The sequence below is a fragment of the Pseudaquabacterium pictum genome, assembly GCF_005403045.1.
Lineage (GTDB): Bacteria > Pseudomonadota > Gammaproteobacteria > Burkholderiales > Burkholderiaceae_C > Pseudaquabacterium > Pseudaquabacterium pictum.
The window spans coordinates 146,378-162,833 of record NZ_BJCL01000010.1 but is presented as its reverse complement, the minus strand read 5'-3'; the positions used below and the strand labels follow the sequence as shown (position 1 = coordinate 162,833).

16 protein-coding genes are annotated in these 16,456 nt (G+C 72.4%); 11 read left to right on the top strand and 5 right to left on the bottom strand.

The window, feature by feature from the left end:
- Window positions 1-48: 48 nt before the first annotated feature.
- From FFT10_RS18775 to FFT10_RS18750, 6 genes are all read left to right on the top strand, one after another.
- Window positions 49-849 (top strand): ABC transporter permease, encoded by an 801-nt coding sequence (locus tag FFT10_RS18775; RefSeq protein WP_137734390.1) that lies wholly within the window; start codon window positions 49-51, stop codon window positions 847-849.
- Between the two features lie 46 nt (window positions 850-895).
- Entirely contained in the window at window positions 896-2,308 is a 1,413-nt protein-coding gene (locus FFT10_RS18770; RefSeq protein WP_228027183.1) for a gamma-aminobutyraldehyde dehydrogenase, read from the top strand.
- Window positions 2,309-2,468: 160 nt separating this feature from the next.
- On the top strand, window positions 2,469-3,011 hold the full coding sequence (locus FFT10_RS18765) for a CBS domain-containing protein (protein ID WP_162520841.1): 543 nt from the start codon (window positions 2,469-2,471) through the stop codon (window positions 3,009-3,011).
- Between the two features lie 64 nt (window positions 3,012-3,075).
- Window positions 3,076-4,395: a class II fumarate hydratase gene (locus FFT10_RS18760; RefSeq protein WP_306446578.1), complete on the top strand. Its 1,320-nt coding sequence runs from the start codon at window positions 3,076-3,078 to the stop codon at window positions 4,393-4,395.
- Window positions 4,396-4,534: 139 nt separating this feature from the next.
- Window positions 4,535-5,680 (top strand): alpha/beta fold hydrolase, encoded by a 1,146-nt coding sequence (locus FFT10_RS18755; RefSeq protein ID WP_228027179.1) that lies wholly within the window; start codon window positions 4,535-4,537, stop codon window positions 5,678-5,680.
- Between the two features lie 18 nt (window positions 5,681-5,698).
- The gene (locus FFT10_RS18750; protein ID WP_228027178.1) at window positions 5,699-6,262 is read left to right on the top strand and encodes a hypothetical protein; all 564 of its coding nucleotides are present in this window, start codon (window positions 5,699-5,701) and stop codon (window positions 6,260-6,262) included.
- On the opposite strand, the gene FFT10_RS18745 is transcribed toward FFT10_RS18750, so the two are convergent.
- Window positions 6,219-7,139 (bottom strand): LysR family transcriptional regulator, encoded by a 921-nt coding sequence (locus FFT10_RS18745; protein WP_137734387.1) that lies wholly within the window; start codon window positions 7,137-7,139, stop codon window positions 6,219-6,221. The genes FFT10_RS18750 and FFT10_RS18745 overlap by 44 nt on opposite strands.
- A 46-nt stretch (window positions 7,140-7,185) precedes the next feature.
- Entirely contained in the window at window positions 7,186-8,421 is a 1,236-nt protein-coding gene (locus tag FFT10_RS18740) for an MFS transporter (protein ID WP_137734386.1), read from the bottom strand.
- Between the two features lie 75 nt (window positions 8,422-8,496).
- Between FFT10_RS18740 and FFT10_RS18735 the strand changes: the two genes are divergently transcribed.
- On the top strand, window positions 8,497-9,081 hold the full coding sequence (locus tag FFT10_RS18735; protein WP_137734385.1) for a PaaI family thioesterase: 585 nt from the start codon (window positions 8,497-8,499) through the stop codon (window positions 9,079-9,081).
- A 39-nt stretch (window positions 9,082-9,120) separates the two neighbouring features.
- On the top strand, window positions 9,121-9,543 hold the full coding sequence (gene trxC, locus FFT10_RS18730; protein ID WP_137734384.1) for a thioredoxin TrxC: 423 nt from the start codon (window positions 9,121-9,123) through the stop codon (window positions 9,541-9,543).
- A 27-nt stretch (window positions 9,544-9,570) separates the two neighbouring features.
- Here the strand turns inward: trxC and FFT10_RS18725 are convergent, their stop codons facing one another.
- Window positions 9,571-10,461 (bottom strand): MBL fold metallo-hydrolase, encoded by an 891-nt coding sequence (locus tag FFT10_RS18725; RefSeq protein WP_137734383.1) that lies wholly within the window; start codon window positions 10,459-10,461, stop codon window positions 9,571-9,573.
- Window positions 10,462-10,570: 109 nt separating this feature from the next.
- On the opposite strand from FFT10_RS18725, the gene FFT10_RS18720 reads away from it, so the two are divergent.
- Window positions 10,571-11,482 (top strand): LysR family transcriptional regulator, encoded by a 912-nt coding sequence (locus FFT10_RS18720; protein WP_137734382.1) that lies wholly within the window; start codon window positions 10,571-10,573, stop codon window positions 11,480-11,482.
- On the opposite strand, the gene FFT10_RS18715 is transcribed toward FFT10_RS18720, so the two are convergent.
- Both FFT10_RS18715 and FFT10_RS18710 read right to left on the bottom strand, forming a co-directional pair.
- Entirely contained in the window at window positions 11,479-11,970 is a 492-nt protein-coding gene (locus FFT10_RS18715) for a MarR family winged helix-turn-helix transcriptional regulator (RefSeq protein ID WP_137734381.1), read from the bottom strand. The genes FFT10_RS18720 and FFT10_RS18715 overlap by 4 nt on opposite strands.
- A gap of 29 nt (window positions 11,971-11,999) precedes the next feature.
- Entirely contained in the window at window positions 12,000-13,187 is a 1,188-nt protein-coding gene (locus FFT10_RS18710) for an Acg family FMN-binding oxidoreductase (RefSeq protein WP_137734380.1), read from the bottom strand.
- A gap of 186 nt (window positions 13,188-13,373) precedes the next feature.
- Here FFT10_RS18710 and FFT10_RS18705 point away from each other — a divergent pair, with 186 nt between their 5' ends.
- Both FFT10_RS18705 and FFT10_RS18700 read left to right on the top strand, forming a co-directional pair.
- Window positions 13,374-14,522: an FIST signal transduction protein gene (locus FFT10_RS18705; protein ID WP_137734379.1), complete on the top strand. Its 1,149-nt coding sequence runs from the start codon at window positions 13,374-13,376 to the stop codon at window positions 14,520-14,522.
- Between the two features lie 14 nt (window positions 14,523-14,536).
- Window positions 14,537-16,438, top strand: coding sequence for a putative bifunctional diguanylate cyclase/phosphodiesterase (locus tag FFT10_RS18700; protein WP_137734378.1), 1,902 nt, complete (start codon window positions 14,537-14,539; stop codon window positions 16,436-16,438).
- Window positions 16,439-16,456 lie beyond the last annotated feature (18 nt).

Genomic DNA, 16,456 nt, shown 5'->3' with positions numbered 1-16,456 from the left:
GCGAAGCCGGCTCCGCGGCGTCCGCTTGGTCCAGCCGGGGCGGTGGCAATGCGCACTGAGTCGCAAGCCTCCTGGGGCCTGAAGGCCGCGGCCTGGGGCGTGGTGGCCTTCCTGCATGTGCCGCTGGCGCTGATCGTGCTGTACGCCTTCAGCGCCGAGGACAAGACCTATGTCTTCCCGCCGCCGGCGCTGACCACGCAGTGGTTCGGCGTGGCCTGGGGGCGCGACGATGTCTGGCAGGCGATCTCGCTGAGCTTCCAGGTGGCGGCCTGGTCCACCGCCATCGCGCTGGTGCTGGGCACGCTGGCAGCCGCGGCGCTGGCGCGCAGCCGCTTCTTCGGGCGTGATGCGATCTCGCTGCTGCTGATCCTGCCGATCGCGCTGCCGGGCGTGGTCACCGGCATCGCGCTGCGCTCGGCCTACGGCACGCTGGAGATCCCGTTCTCGTTCTGGACCATCGTGGTCGGCCATGCCACCTTCTGCGTGGTGGTGGTGTTCAACAACGCGGTGGCGCGGCTGCGGCGGCTCAACCCCAACCTGATCGAGGCCAGCATGGACCTGGGCGCCGACGGCTTCCAGACGCTGCGCCACATCATCCTGCCGCAGCTGGGCTCGGCCCTGCTGGCCGGTGCGCTGCTGGCCTTTGCGCTGAGCTTCGACGAGGTCATCGTCACCACCTTCACCGCCGGCCAGCAGACCACGCTGCCGATCTGGATGCTGCAGGAGCTGATCCGCCCACGCCAGCGGCCGGTGACCAACGTGGTGGCGGTGGTGATCATCGCCCTGACCTTCGTGCCCATCCTGCTCGCCTACCGCCTGACCCGAGCGGACGAACCCACCCAACGCTGACCCCCAGGAGACCGCCATGGCCGACATGCCCACGCTCTACACCGACCTGCTGATCGACGGCGCCTTCGTGGCCGGCGAGGGCGACCCCGAGCGGGTGCTGAACCCGGCCACCGGCGAGCTGCTGGTGTCGCTGCCCGAGGCCTCGGTCGACCAGGTGCACAAGGCGGTGTCGGCCGCCCACCGCGCCTTCGACAGCTGGAGCGAGACCACGCCGATGGAGCGGTCGCGCCTGCTGCTGAAGCTGGCGGATGCGGTGGAGGCCCGCGCCGAGGAATTCGCCCGCCTGGAGAGCCTGAACTGCGGCAAGCCCTATGCCCGCGCGCTGGGCGACGAGATCCCCGCCGTGGCCGACTGCTTCCGCTACTTTGCCGGTGCGGCGCGCTGCGTGGGCGGCACCGTGGCCAATGAATACCTGGCCGGCCACACCAGCATGATCCGGCGCGATCCGATCGGTGTCGTCGGCTCGATCGCGCCCTGGAACTACCCGCTGATGATGGCGGCCTGGAAGATCGCCCCGGCGCTGGCCGCCGGCAACTGCGTGGTCATCAAGCCCAGCGAGCAGACGCCGCTGACCGCCCTGCTGCTGGCCCGCGTGGCCGCCGAGATCCTGCCCAAGGGCGTGCTCAACGTCATCGCCGGCCGTGGCGCCAGCGTGGGCCAGCCGCTGGTGGAACACCCCAAGGTGGCGATGGTCAGCCTGACGGGCGACGTGAGCACCGGCCGCAAGGTGCTGCAGGCGGCCACCGGCACGCTCAAGCGCACCCACCTGGAGCTGGGCGGCAAGGCGCCGGTGATCGTGTTCGACGATGCCGACATCGAATCGGTGGTGGAGGGCCTGCGCACCTTCGGCTACTACAACGCCGGCCAGGACTGCACCGCCGCCTGCCGGGTGTATGCCGGCGGCAAGGTCTACGAGCGCCTGGTGGCCGACCTGTCGGCAGCCGTGAAGACCATCAAGGTGGGCGCCCCCGACGAGGCCGATGCCGAGATCGGCCCGCTGATCAGCGACCGCCAGCGCAACCGCGTGGCCAGCTTCGTCGAGCGGGCGCAGATGACCGGCCACATGGAGATCACCGCCGGCGGCAAGGCACGCGCGGGCGGTGGCTTCTTCTACGAGCCCACGGTGGTGGCCGGCGCGCGGCAGGAGGACGAGATCGTCAAGCGCGAGGTCTTCGGCCCGGTGGTCAGCGTCACCCGCTTCACCGATGCCGAGCAGGCCGTGGCCTGGGCCAACGACAGCGACTACGGCCTGGCCTCATCGGTGTGGACGCGCGATGTCGGCCGCGCGATGCGGGTGGCCAAGAAGCTGCAGTACGGCTGCACCTGGATCAACACCCACTTCATGCTCGTCAACGAGATGCCGCACGGCGGCCTGAAGTCCTCCGGCTACGGCAAGGACCTGGGCATGTATGCGCTGGAGGACTACACCGTGGCGCGGCATGTGATGGTGAAGATGTAGGCACGCCAGGAAGGCGCGGCGGGCGCGGACCACTGCGGTCCGTGCGCTGGGGGACAGACGCAGCGGCGCGTGGCGCCGAGGATGGCTTGGCTTCGCCACCGGGTGCCCTGCGCGGGCGGCCCGGATGGCGCAGTCGCCATCCACTGCCCCAGGAGCCGCCATGCCCCAGAACGCCTGCAGCGCCGGCGGCGAACGCGCCGGCGAAGCACCGCCCGAGACGCTTCCGGTGGCGGCCGCCGAGGCACGCGCCGCGGCGCCGGCGCTGGTGTCGGAGGTCGCGGCAGTCGCCCGCTCGCGCTTGCGGACCGTGGCGCCTGCGGCACTGCTGGCCGAGGTGGCGGCCCTGCTGTCGGACGCGCAGACCGGCGTCGTGGTGGTGTGTGATGCCGCCGGTGCGGCGCTGGGCGTCATCACCGAGACCATCCTGGTGCGGCACCTGGGCTTGCGCCAGGCCCATTTTTTCGCGACCCCTGCCAGCGCAGTGATGGCGTCCACGTTCACGGCCTGTGCGCCGGGGGACCCGTTGTCCGACGTGCTGGCGATGATGCACACGCGGGGGCTGGTCCATGTGCTGCTGCTGGGGGCCGACCGGCAGGCGCTGGGTGTGCTGACCGCCCGCGACGGGCTGCGGGTCTTGCTGGCAGCCGGCAACCAGGAAGAGGCCCTGCTGCGCAACTACGTGATGGGCATCGGCTACCAATGACGCCGCGGCCACCGCGCACCGAGACCGACAGCTTCGGGCCGATCGAGGTGCCCGGCGACGCACTGTGGGGGCGCAGACTGCCCGCAGCCTGCACTTCTTCGCCATCGGCGCGCAGCGCATGCCGCTGGAGATCGTGCATGCGCTGGCGCAGGAGCGCGCCGCGGCCGAGGTCAATGGCGGGCTGGGCCTGCTCGATCCGGCGCGGGCAGCGGCCATCGCCGCCGCTGCGGCCGGCATCGCCGACGGTGCGTTCGATGGGCAGTTTCCCCTGTCGGTGTGGCAGACGGGCTCCGGCACGCAGAGCCACATGAACGTCAACGAGGTCATCGCGCATCTGGCGTCCGATGCCCTGCACGGCGGCCAGGGCATGGTGCGGCCGGTGCATCCGAACGACGAGGTGAACCTGGGGCAGTCGACGAACGACGTGTTCCCGACGGCCATGCATATGGCGGCCGTGGCGCGCGCCCGGCCGCTGCTGGCATCGCTGGCCGGCCTGCGTGCCGCGCTGCGCACCCAGGCCGCCGCCGGCCACGGCATCGTCAAGGTCGGCCGCACCCACCTGCAGGACGCCACGCCGATCACCTTCGGCCAGGAATTTGGCGGCTACGACGCCCAGATGGCGCTGGCCGAGGCAGCCATCCGCCGGGCGCTGCCGGACGTGCATGCGCTGGCAATCGGCGGCACGGCGGTGGGCACCGGCCTGAACACGCACCCGGCCTTCGGTGCGCAGGTCGCGGCCGTGCTGGCCCGGCGGCTGGACGCGCCCTTCGTCGTGGCGGACAACCTGTTCGCCGCCATGGCCGGGCACGAGGCCCTGGTGGGCCTGCATGGTGCACTGCGCACCCTGGCCGTGGCGCTGAACAAGATCGCCTGCGACATCCGGCTGATGGGCAGCGGGCCACGGGCCGGCCTGGGCGAACTGCTGCTGCCGGCCAATGAACCAGGCAGCTCGATGATGCCGGGCAAGGTCAACCCGACGCAGGCCGAGGCGCTGACCATGGTCTGCGCCCAGGTGATGGGCCACGATGTGGCCATCGGCATCGCGGCCAGCCAGGGGCAGTTCGAGCTCAATGCCTACAAGCCGCTGATCGCCCTGAACCTGCTGGACAGCCTGCGCCTGCTGGCCGATGCCATGGCGGGCTTCCAGGTGCATTGCATCGACGGCATCGTGGTGGATGCCGGCCGCGTCCAGGCCCTGGTCGGGAACGCGCTGGTGGGCGTGACCGCGCTGGTGCCGCACATCGGCTACGACCGCGCCAGCCACCTGGCCCGCCATGCGCAGGCCCAGGGCATGCCGCTGCGGCAGGCAGCACTCGAGCTGGGCGGCATCAGCGCGGCCGACTACGACGCCTGGGTGGACCTGCGCCGCATGGCGATGCCGTGATGCGGCGCAGGCGCCCCGATGTCCTACACCGTCTCGGCCTGCAGACGGACGGCGCGAACGCCGGGGCGGGCGTACAACGGGGCTTGCCCCGCCGCAGCGCAGCCGCCTGCAGCAGGGCCCACTGTCCGAGGAGCCCCCGATGACCGACACCACCCTGCGTCCGCCGCAAGCCGCACCTGCCGATCCAGACCTGGCGGCCCAGGCACAGCCCGGCCACGGCATCCCTTCGCAGGACCCCGATCCGGCAGCACAGGTGCCGCTGCCGCCGGACGAGGCCGAACGCGAATCGCACTCGGTGATGGCCGGTGGCGGCATGGTGGGCGGTGCGGCGATCGGCGTGGGCCTGGGCCTGGCCGTGGCCGGGCCGGTGGGGGCCGTGGTGGGCGCCTCCCTGGGGGCCATGGCCGGCGCCCTGGGCGGGGCCGCCGCGGGCAGCATGGGCAGCCCGCCGACATCGGCCGCTGCAGCGGCAGCGCCGACAGACGCCGTGCACCTGCACATCGAGGACAGCGGCGGCAGCGGCCGGCCGGTGGTGCTGGTCCACGGCTGGCCGCTGTCGGCCGCAGCCTGGGCCGCGCAGGTGCCGGCGCTGCAGGCCGCCGGCTACCGCGTGGTGGCCTATGACCGCCGCGGCTTCGGCCGCTCGGACAAGCCGGCCTCGGGTTACGACTACGACACGCTGGCCGACGATCTGCAGCGGGTGATGGACCAGTGCGGTCTGCAGGATGCGACCCTGGTGGGCTTCTCGATGGGCGGCGGCGAAGTGGCGCGCTATGTCACCCGTCATGGCGAATCGCGGCTGCGCAGCGTGGTGTTCGCCGCCGCGGTGACGCCGTGCCTGATGCAGTCTGCCGACAACCCCGACGGCCCGCTCACCCCCGCGCAGGCACAGCAGAAGTCCGCCGCCTTCGAGCGCGACCGGAGCGCCTACTTCGACCAGTTCGCCACGGCCTTCTTCTCGGCCGACGGGGTGCTGCAGGTCAGCGCGGCGCAGCGGCAGGAGGCCATCGCGCTGTGCGCGCAGGCGGCACCGCATGCGGCGCTGGCCTGCATGGCCGCCTTCGCCAACACCGACTTCCGGGACGACCTGCGGGCACTGACCGTGCCGGTGCTGGTGCTCCACGGTGGCTCGGACGCCGTCGTGCCGTTCGAAGGCTCGGGCCAGCGCACCCACCGCGCGGTGGCGCACAGCCGGTTGGTCTGCGTGCCGGGCGCGCCGCACGGGCTGAACGTGTCCCACGCGCCGGCCTTCAACGATGCCCTGCTGACCTTCCTGCAGGCTTGAACGCACCCAAGGACATCCATGGAATCAGAAGAACAGACCAGCTTCGGCGTCTTCAAGCCGGTCGGCCACACCGTCATCTCGTTTCCGGGCGCAGACCAGGCCGCCGCGGCGCGGGCGGCCCTGGATGGCCTGGGGATCCCGGCCGCAGCGATCCGCAGCTACACCGACCAGGAGATGCTGGTGCAGTCGGACCGCGACATCCAGACGGCCAGCCCGCTGGCGTCCATGGGCCAGGAGCTGAACCTGGTGCGGGCCCACAAGGCGCTGGCGGAACTGGGGTACCACTGGCTGGTGGTGCACACGCCCGATGACGCCCTGGCGCAGCAGGTGGCAGCGTGCGTGCAGCCGCTGGGGGCCGAACGCGCGCAGCTCTATGGGCACTTCATCATCGAGGAGCTGATCACCCACCCCGATGCACCGCCCCAGGTGGCCGAATCGCCCGACCGCCGGCTCGATGCCGCCACGCCATCGGGGCTGGAGCAGGAGCGTGCCGCGCTGCGGCCGGCGCCGGCCACGCCGCCGGATCCGTCGCCGGCGCTCACACCCGCCGCAGCCGCGACTGTTCGCGCGCCAGCGCGATGAACTCCGCCGCCGCCGGCTTCAGGCCCGAGCCGCGGCGCCACACCAGGCCCACGTCGGTGGTCGGCAAGGCGTCGCGCAGCGGCCGCACCTCCACATGCTCGGCGTCCAGCGTCCAGGGGCGGTAGAGGAAATCGGGCAGCACCGCGATGCCGGCGCCGGCGCCCACCAGCGAGCGCACCGCCTCCAGCGAGCTGGTGCGCAGGATCACCCGCGGCTTGAGCTGGTGGCGTGCCCACACCGGCGTCAGCAGCTCGCCGATGCGGTCAGCCTCCAGCACGATCTGGTCGCAGGCGGCGCAGTCGGCCAGGCTCAGCTGATCCTGCGCGCACAGCGCATGGTTGCTGGGCAGCCACACCCGGTTGGGGCTGCGGGTCAGCGTCTCGCTCAGCATGGCCTGCGGCTCGCTCAGCGCATTGCTGACCATGATGGCCACGTCCAGCTCGCCGTTGATCAGCAGGTGCTCCAGGAAGCCGGGGCTGTCCTCGGTGACGAACACCTGCACCGCCGGGCAGTTGCGGCGGAAGCGGCTGAACAGCTCGCTGAGGTAGTAGCCGGCCACCAGGCTGGTCACGCCCACCGCCAGCACGCCCGACAGCTCCGGCGCCGCGGTCTCGGCATGCAGGCGCATCGCGTCGGCCACCGAGGCGATCACCTTGCGTGCGCTGGCCAGGAAGCGGTGGCCCTGGGGCGTGAGCGCCATGCCGCGCGGGCTGCGCGCGAACAGGCTGCTGCCCACCTCGGCTTCCAGTTCCAGCAGGCTCTTGGTCAGCGCGCTCTGGGCGATGTTGAGCTCGCGCGAGGCGGCCGTCACCGAGCCGCTCTCGGCCACGGCGACGAAGTAGCGGAACTGGCGCAGGGTGACGTGGCGGTAGTTCATCGGCAGACCGGGTCTGCCCGCTTTGTAACCGACGCGCGCCCGGCGCTCAGGCCGGCTGCGGCCGCGCCACCGGCGCCTCGCGGATCGGCAGGTGCAACAGCGCGGCGGCCACGGCCAGGCCGATGTCGATCATCCAGACGATGTCGAAGCTGCCGGTGGCCTGGAACACCTGGCCGCCCAGCCAGGCGCCCAGGAAACCGCCCACCTGGTGGGTGAGCATCACCACGCCGAACAGCGTGGCCAGGTGGCTGACGCCGAAGAACTTGGCCACCAGGCCGGCGGTGGGCGGCACGGTGGACAGGAAGGTCAGCCCCATGAAGGCGGCAAAGGCCAGCACCACCGGACCGGTCTTCGGCGCCAGCAGGAAGACCAGCACCGCCACGGCACGCGCCGCGTAGACCAGACTCAGCAGCGACTTCATGCGCCAGCGCCCCACCGCCCAGCCCATGGCGATGCTGCCGATGATGTTGAACAGGCCCAGCATCGCCAGCGCCCAGGCGCCGTACTGCAGCGGCAGCCCGCACGAGGCCACGATGCCAGGCAGGTGCGTGGCCAGGAACGCCACGTGGAAGCCGCAGACGAAGAAGCCCGCCGCCAGCAGGCGGAACGAGCGGTCGGCCACAGCCTGGCGCACGGCTTCGCCGGTGCGCAGCGGCGGCGCCGCGCCGGCCGCGGGCGCGGCCGGCCGGCCGCGCAGCACCCAGGCCGCCGGCAGCGCCAGCAGCACCAGCAGGCCGAGTACCTGCATCGCGCCCACCCAGCCCAGGCCCAGGGTCAGCGCACCGGCCACCGGCGCCATCACGAACTGGCCGAACGAGCCGCCGGCGTTGACGATGCCGGTGGCCAGGCCGCGTCGCTCGGGCGGGATCAGCCGGGTGGTGGCGGCCATCAGCACCGCCGGGCCGGCCATGCCGGCACCGCCGGCCGACAGCACGCCAATGGCCAGCACCAGACCCAGGGTGGTGGTCATCAGCGGCGTCAGCACCGTGCCGATGGCCACCAGCAGCGCACCGGCCACCAGCACCCGGCCGGCGCCCACCCGGTCGGCCATGGCACCGGCGAAGGGCTGGGTCAGGCCCCACCACAATTGACCGAAGGCAAACGCCAGGCTGATGCTGCCCAGGCCCAGGCCGGTGGCGGTGTTCAGCGGCCCCAGGAACAGGCCCATGCTCTGGCGGGTGCCCATGGTCAGCGCAAAGGTGCCGGCAGCGGCCAGCAGCACCAGCCAGACAGGCCACAACGGCAGGGCAGGCGGGGTGGACGGTGGCGTGGGGGTGGACATGCGGCGGCTCCTCGTTGTCTTTCATTGTAGATACAATGATTGCACCTGCAACCGACTGTCTTTCACTGTTCCGCCATGGCCACTTCCCTGCATGCTGCCACCCCCGATCCGGCCGACGCGGCCGCCACCCTGGCCCGCTGGCTGGACGACGAAGCCGCGGTGCACCAGCGCCTGGCCGGCGGCCCCGGGCCCGGCGTCGCCCGTCCCGACCAGGTGGCCGGCCTCACCGGCCTGCAGCTGATGCAGGGCATGCTGGACGGCAGCCTGCCGTATGCCCAGATCGCCAGGACCCTGGACTTCACCATCGTCGAGGTGGGCGCCGGCCGCGCCGTGTTCCAGGGCCAGCCCGGCGCCCAGCACCTGAACCCGTTGGGCACGGTGCATGGCGGCTGGTTCGCCACCCTGCTGGATTCGGCCCTGGGCTGCGCGGTGCACACCATGCTGCCGGCCGGCCGCGCCTACACCACGGCCGAGCTCGGCATCAACCTGGTCAAGGCCATCACGCCCAAGGTGGCGCGGGTGCGGGCCATCGGCCAGGTGGTGCACTGCGGCCGCCAGCTGGCCACGGCCGAGGCCCGGCTGGTGGGCGCCGACGGCACGCTCTACGCCCACGCCACCACCACCTGCCTGGTGTTCGACCTGCCGCCCTCCAGGGCCTGACAGGCTTGAAGTCGCCCGACCCGGACCCAGGTGACGGGCATGGACACCCACCACACCGTCTGCGCCCACTGCGGCGCCACCAACCGCCTGCCGGCCGAGCGCCTGGGCGACCAGCCCGACTGCGGCCGCTGCCACCAGCCGCTGCTGACCGGCGCGCCGATCGAGCTGGACGACCGCAGCTTCGACGCCTTCGTGCAGAAGAGCACCCTGCCGGTGCTGGTGGACTTCTGGGCGCCCTGGTGCGGCCCCTGCCGGCAGATGGCGCCGCAGTTCGATGCCGCGGCGCGGCAGCTGCGTGGCCAGGCCCTGCTGGTCAAGGTCAACAGCGACGACAGCCCCGAGACCAGCGCGAAGTTCGGCATCCGCAGCATTCCCACGCTGGTGCGGCTGCAGGGCGGGGTGGAGCAGCGCCGCCAGTCGGGCGCGCTGCCGGCGGCACAGATCGTCGCCCTGGCGCGCTGAGCGCCGGCGGCCGTCAGCCGCCGGACATCACCACGTCATCTCGCCCTTGTTGACCTTGGCGCCGATCTCCAGCGCGATGCCCAGGCCGGCCCCGGGGTAGGCGCGCTGCATCGCCTCGATCAGCGCTGCGCCGTTCGCCGCCTTCGGCAGTTCCTGCTCGAAGCGCGCCAGGTAGGCCTGGCTCCAGGCCAGCGCGGCCGCGTCCTGCTTCTGGCCGGGCAGGCTGTGGCCCGGAATCACCACCGCCGGCTGCAGCGCCGCCATCGCGGCCAGTTTCCTGGCCCAGTCGGCGCGCTCCTGCACGCGTTGGGTGTCGGCCGTCCACAGGTGCAGACCGGCAAACACGTTCACGCCGCCGGCGATCGTCCTGATCGACGGGATCCACACATGGCTGCGGTGCGGCAGGCTGTCGTCCAGGCCGCGGATCTCCAGCGTCTGGCCTTCGAGCGTGATGGTGTTGCCGGCCAGCACCTCGGGCAGCGGCACGGTCTTCGGGGCATTGGCGCCCATGCGCGGGCCCCAGACCTGCAGCTTGGTGGGCAGCGTGGCTTCGATCTTCCGGCGCGTCGGCGCGGTGGTCACCAGCCGGGCATCGGGGAAGGCCTGCTTCAGCACCTCGGTGCCGAAGTAGAAGTCCGGGTCGGCCTGGCTGATGTAGATGGTCGTCAGCACCTTCTTGCTGTCCAGCACCATCGCGGCGATGCGCAGGGCATCGGCGCGGGTGAAGCCGGTGTCCAGCAGCACGGCATCGGTCTGGCCGGCCACCAGCACGGCATTGACATGGAAGCTGCCGGCATCGGCGTTGTAGACCTGCACGGTCAGGGGCGGCGGCGTCTGCGCGACGGCGTCCGTGGCGACGATGCCCAGGCCCAGCAGGGCGGGCAGCAGGGCCAGGGTCAGGTGTTTGGCGGTCTTCATCCGGGTCTCCATCGGGGGGTGGTGGGTCGATGGCGAGACTGTATTGATGCGACTTCCAGACATAAACTCCTGATCGATCAACAGATTGTCAATTGATTCGACGCAAACCATGGACCAGCTGAGCGCCATCCGCACCTTCGTGGAGATCGCCGACCAGGGCAGCCTGACACGGGCGGCGGAGACGCTGGACCTGTCACGCGCGATGGTCAGCCGCCATCTGGAAGGTCTGGAGCGCTGGCTGGGCGCGCGGCTGCTGCACCGCACCACCCGCCGCGTCAGCCTGAGTGCCGCCGGCGAGGAGGCGCTGCCGCGGCTGCGCCAGATGCTGGCGCTGGCCGCCGATCTGCAGGCCGCGGCAGGCGTGCGCCGCAGCGAGGCCACCGGCAAGCTGCGGGTGACCACCAGCCTGTCGTTTGCGCTGTCGGTGCTGACGCAGGCGGTGGTGGACTTCCAGTCGCAGCACCCGCGCATCGAGATCGACCTGCTGACGGTGGACCGCGCGGTCGACCTGGTCAGCGAGCGCATCGATCTGGCGGTGCGCATCACCAACCGGCTCGACGACGGCATGGTGGCGCGCCGGCTGGCGACCTGCCGGTCGGTGCTGTGCGCCGCGCCGGCCTACCTGGCGGCCCGGGGCACGCCGGCCAAACCGGGCGACCTGGCGGCCCACAACTGCATCACCCATGCCTTCGGCACCCGGTCTGTCTACCGGCTGGGCCCGTCCGACCGCCTGGTCAGCCAGCCGGTGCGCGGCACGCTGTCGGGCAACGAGACCGTGGTGCTCAAGCAGGCCGCCATGGCCGGCGCCGGCATCGCGATGCTGCCGACCTACTTCGTCGGCGACGAGCTGCGCCGCGGCACGCTGGTGCGGGTGCTGCCGGGGCATGCGCCCGAGGCGCTGGGCATCCACGCGGTGGTCCTGACGCGGCAGCACCAGCCGCTGCCGCTGCGGCTGCTGGTCGACTTCCTGGCCGACCGGTTTGGCGGCGACACCGCGCCCTGGGACCAGCCGATCCCCTAGCGGTGCTGGTCGAACCACTGCCGCAGCTGGCGCAGCACGGCCAGTGCGTCGGTCAGTGCCGCCTCATCGACCACGCCCTGCATCGGCGCCAGGCCCTGGCCCAGCCGGGCCACGGCCGCCTGGCGGGCGGCCAGGCCCGCGGCCGTCAGGCTGACCAGCTTGCTGCGGCCGTCGGCCGGATCGGGCCGCACCTGCAGCAGGCCCTTGGCCTGCAGCCGGGCCACGGTGTTGGTCATCGCCGCCTTGGTGACCTGCATCGCCCCGGCCAGCTGCACCAGCGGGCGTTCACCGCCCAGGCGGGCGAAGTGGTTGAGCAGGGTGAACTGCGACAGGTTCAGCGCCGGCGCCAGCAGCCGCCCGGCCAGGTTGCCCGACAGCTGGCCGATGATGCCCACCTCGTTGAGCAGCTGGAAGCTCAGCGGATCGGGCAGCGTGCCGGTTGCGGCGGCGGTTGCCGGATCGGCGGGACGGATGGACGGGCGCGGCATGGGCTGGATTGTCCGGCCATGCCGCCCCCTCACACCGCAAACTGCCGCGCCAACCCCCGCCGCGGCGCCGGCAGCGCGGCCGCGGTGCCCGCCGGCAGGTGGCCCAGCCGGGCGAGCATCTGCACGGTGAAACGCGGCGCCGGTGCATCCAGCAGCGCATGCACCGCCTGGTAGGGCTTGGCGACCTCGGGGTACTCCTGCAGCGCCTGCTGGTTCGGATGCAGCACCAGCCCGGCGGCGGTGGCGGCCAGGTTCACCCGCACATGGGCGCGGCCGGCAGCCACCTGCTGCGGCCGGCTGTTGCCCTCGGTCACCAGCCAGAAGTAGGCCGGCGTGGACGCGGTGATGGCGTCGAAGTCCTTCAGCTGCGCGGTGACGGCCTGGGAATCGGCGGCCGGGAAGCGGCTGCGGTCGAACAGGCCCAGCCTGTCCAGCGCCACCAGCATCGGGCTGGTGATGCTGATGCCGTCGCGGTGCTGGTCGATCTCGGCCGCGCCCACCCGCAGCAGGCGGACCGATTCCATCATCGCCGGCTCGGTGGTCAGCTCGGTGCGCCAGGCCTCGCGGGCGATGGACTGGATCGCCGCCAGGCGGCCACCATCGGCCGCGGTGGCGCTGCCGAAGCGCACTGGCTGGGTGGCGGCGGCCGCACGCAGCCGGGCCAGGGCCTCGGCCGACGGCGGCCGCGCCGGGTCGTAGGCGCGGCGGTCGGTGCGGCGCCGCAGCACCTGGGCGAACAGCGGATCGGGCGCCACCGCCGCATCGGCCACCAGGCGCACGGTGGCAAACGGCAGGCGGTGCACCGCGGGCAGGTCCGGCCCGGGCGCGCCCTGCGGGAACAGCGCCACCTCGGCGCGGTGGCCACGCGCGGCGGCGGCCATCACCAGCAGCTCCAGGAAGGCGCCGGCGCCCAGCAGGATCTGCCGGCCGAACGGATCGGTGGCCGGCAACAGGCGCTGCGGGTCCAGCCGCAGGCCGATCTGGCCAGGCGTGGCCAGATCAGCCTGCCAGGGCTGCTGGTTGTGCGGATTGGGCGCCAGCAGCGCATGGGCCAGCAGCCAGCGGCGCAGGTCGCCCTGCGGCGCAGCCGGCGGCTGCCAGGCGGCCACCGCGCCGGGCGGCACCTCGAAGCTGCTGCACCCGGCCAGGCCGGCGCCGGCCACCGCGCCCCAGACCAGGCCGCCGCCGCTCAGGCGGATGAATTGGCGTCGTTGCATCGTCGGTCTCCAATCGGTGGATGAATTGATTCAACGTTTAACAGTTTAACGTCTAACCAAATCCACTGTCCAGATGCCGGGTCGGTGCCAGGGGCATGGCCAGGGGCCACACTCAAGGGTGGGCCGGGTGTGCCGATACCCAGCCGTGGGCCCGGCCATCCCGGCATGCCCGCCCCAGGAGACACCATGCAGACCGCCACCACCACCCACCTGGCCGGGCAGGGCTGGACCCAGCCCCTGCCCACCGCGCTGGACAGCGCGCAGACCCTGGTGCTGGCTTTCGGCAGCAGCCAGCTGGCCGCCGACGCGCCGGCACTGCGCGCGCTGGTGGAGGCCTTTCCGAAGGCGGTGGTGCTGGGCTGCAGCACGGCGGGCGAGATCGCCGGACCCGAGGTCAACGACGACAGCCTGAGCGTCGCGGTGACCCGCTTCGACCACACCCGCCTGGCGCTGGCGGTGGCCGAGGTGACGCAGGCGGCGCAGTCGGGCACGGCCGGCGCCCAGCTGGCGCAGCAGCTGCGCGCCGGCGGCGAAGACTTGTGCGCGGTGTTCATGCTCAGCGATGGCCTGTCGGTCAACGGCACGCCGCTGGTGCAGGCGCTGGCCCAGGGCCTGGACGCCGGCGTGGCCATCTCCGGCGGCCTGGCGGGCGACGGCAGCGCCTTCCAGCGCACCTGGGTGCTGGCTGGCGGCCGGGCGCGGCCGGGCTGCGTGGCGGCCGTGGGCCTGTACGGCACGCGGCTGCAGGTGGGCAGCGGCTGCCAGGGCGGCTGGATGGACTTCGGCCCCGAGCGCAGCATCACCCGCAGCGAGGGCAATGTGCTGTACGAGCTGGACGGCAAGCCGGCGCTGGACCTCTACAAGTCCTACCTCGGCGAACTGGCCCAGGGCCTGCCCGGCTCGGCGCTGCGCTTCCCGCTGTCGATCCGCCGGCCGGGCAGCGACGCACCGCCGCTGGTGCGCACCATCCTGGCCATCGACGAGGCGGCGCGCTCGCTGACCTTTGCCGGCGACATGCCGCAAGGCCATGCCGCACGGCTGATGCGCACCACCAACGACAGCCTGATCGACAGCGCCGCCCAGGCCTCGGCCGCCGCGCTGGCGGGCGCCTCGGGCAGCGGCGATGCGCTGGTCGTCTCGGTCAGCTGCGTGGGCCGCCGCCTGGTGCTGGGCGAGCGCACCGAGGAAGAGGTGGAATCGGTGCTGGAAGCCGCCCCGCCGGGCACCGGCCATGTCGGCTTCTACTCCTACGGCGAGATCTCGCCGGGCCCGGCCGGCGGCGCCAGCGACCTGCACAACCAGACCATGACGGTCACCGTCTTCAGCGAGCGCTGATCCGCACCCCTGCCATGCCAGACGCCCTGCACCCGCTGCTGCTGCGCCAGCTGCGCCGCCTGGGGGTGGACCCGGCCGGTCCGCCGCCGGCCCCCGAGGCCTGGGCGCAGCTGCTGCAGCGGGTGGGCCGCGCCTATGCCGACGCCGACGCCGACCGCTACCAGCTGGAGCGCTCGCAGGCCCTGGCCTCGCAGGAGATGGCCGAGCTGCACCAGCAACTGCAGGCCAGCCAGGCCCGGCTGGCCAACCTGGTGGCGCTGTCGTCCGACTGGGTGTGGGAAACCGACGCCGACGGCCGCTTCATCGACATCTCCGACGGCCTGGCCCGCGCCGGCGTGGACCCGGCCTCGCTGATCGGCCAGACCCGCCAGATCGACGTCCTGCCGCCGGTGGAAGGCCACGACCACGCGGCCTACCACGCCACGCTGGCGGCACACCAGCCGCTGCGCGATTTCGTCTACGGCACCCGGCGGTCCGACGGCCGGGCGATCTACGTGCGCATCAGCGGCGACCCGCAGTTCGCGCAGGGCCGCTTCACCGGCTACCGCGGCGTGGCCAGCGACGTGACCGAGGCCACCGTGGCCGGCCAGCAGGTGCTGCAGCTGGCCCGCTTCGACAGCCTGACCGGCCTGGCCAACCGCAACATGTTCCAGGACGAGCTGGACCGCGCGCTGCAGCGCAACGCGGCCAGCCAGACCGGCTTCGCGCTGCTGTTCATCGACCTGGACCGCTTCAAGTTCGTCAACGACACCCTGGGCCACGATGCCGGCGATGCGCTGCTGAAGGTGATGGCCGGGCGGCTGTCGGCGCTGCTGCGCGGTGCCGACCGGCTGGCCCGCCTGGGCGGCGACGAGTTCGTGGTGCTGCTCGACCATGTGACCGATCCGGCCGCGCTGTCCAAGGTGGCCAGCCGGCTGCTGACCGAGCTGGCCGAGCCGCTGCAGCTGGGCGGGCGCATGGTGCAGATCAGCGGCAGCGTGGGCATCAGCCTGTTCCCGTCCGACGGGCAGGATGCCGCCACGCTGCTGAAGAATGCCGACACCGCGATGTACCTGGCCAAGTCGCGCGGCAAGAACAACTTCCAGTTCTTCACGCCCGACCTGGCGCAGCATGCGGCCCGCTTCTTCGCGATGGAAAGCGACCTGCGCCAGGCCATCGACGCCGACCAGCTGGTGCTGCACTACCAGCCGGTGTTCCGCGCCAGCGATGGCCAGCTCTGCAGCATGGAAGCCCTGGTGCGCTGGCAGCGGCCGGGCCACGGCCTGGTGGGGCCGGGCGAGTTCATCCCGCTGGCCGAGGAAAGCGGCCTGATCGTGCCCATCGGCCGCTGGGTGATGCAGGCCGCCTGCCGCCAGCTGCAGGCCTGGCGCCAGGCCGGCTACAACCCGCCGCGCTGCGCGGTCAACCTGTCGACACGGCAGTTCGCCGCCGGCCGCCTGGTCGACGATGTGCGCGAAGCCCTGGCCATGCACGGGCTGGAGGCCGGCGCGCTGACGGTGGAGATCACCGAAGGCCAGCTGATGGCCGACCCCGAGCGGGCGCAGCAGACGCTGCAGAGCCTGCAGGCCCTGGGCGTGCAGGTGGCGATCGACGACTTCGGCACCGGCTACTCGTCGCTGTCGTACCTGAAGCGCTTCACCGCCAACACGCTGAAGATCGACCGCTCGTTCGTGCGCGGCCTGCCGCACAACCACCAGGACATGGCCATCACCCAGGCGGTGGTGACGCTGGCCCACAGCCTGCGCATGGCGGTGGTGGCCGAGGGCGTTGAGACGCCGGCGCAGAGGCAGGCGGTGCAGCGCCTGGGCTGCGACATGGTGCAGGGCTTCCTGCTGGCACGGCCGCTGGAAGCGGCGCAGATGGCCGGGCAGCTGCCGCGCTGGCTGCCGGCCCCGGCGACACTGGCCGCGGGCTGAGCCCGGACACAAAGCCTC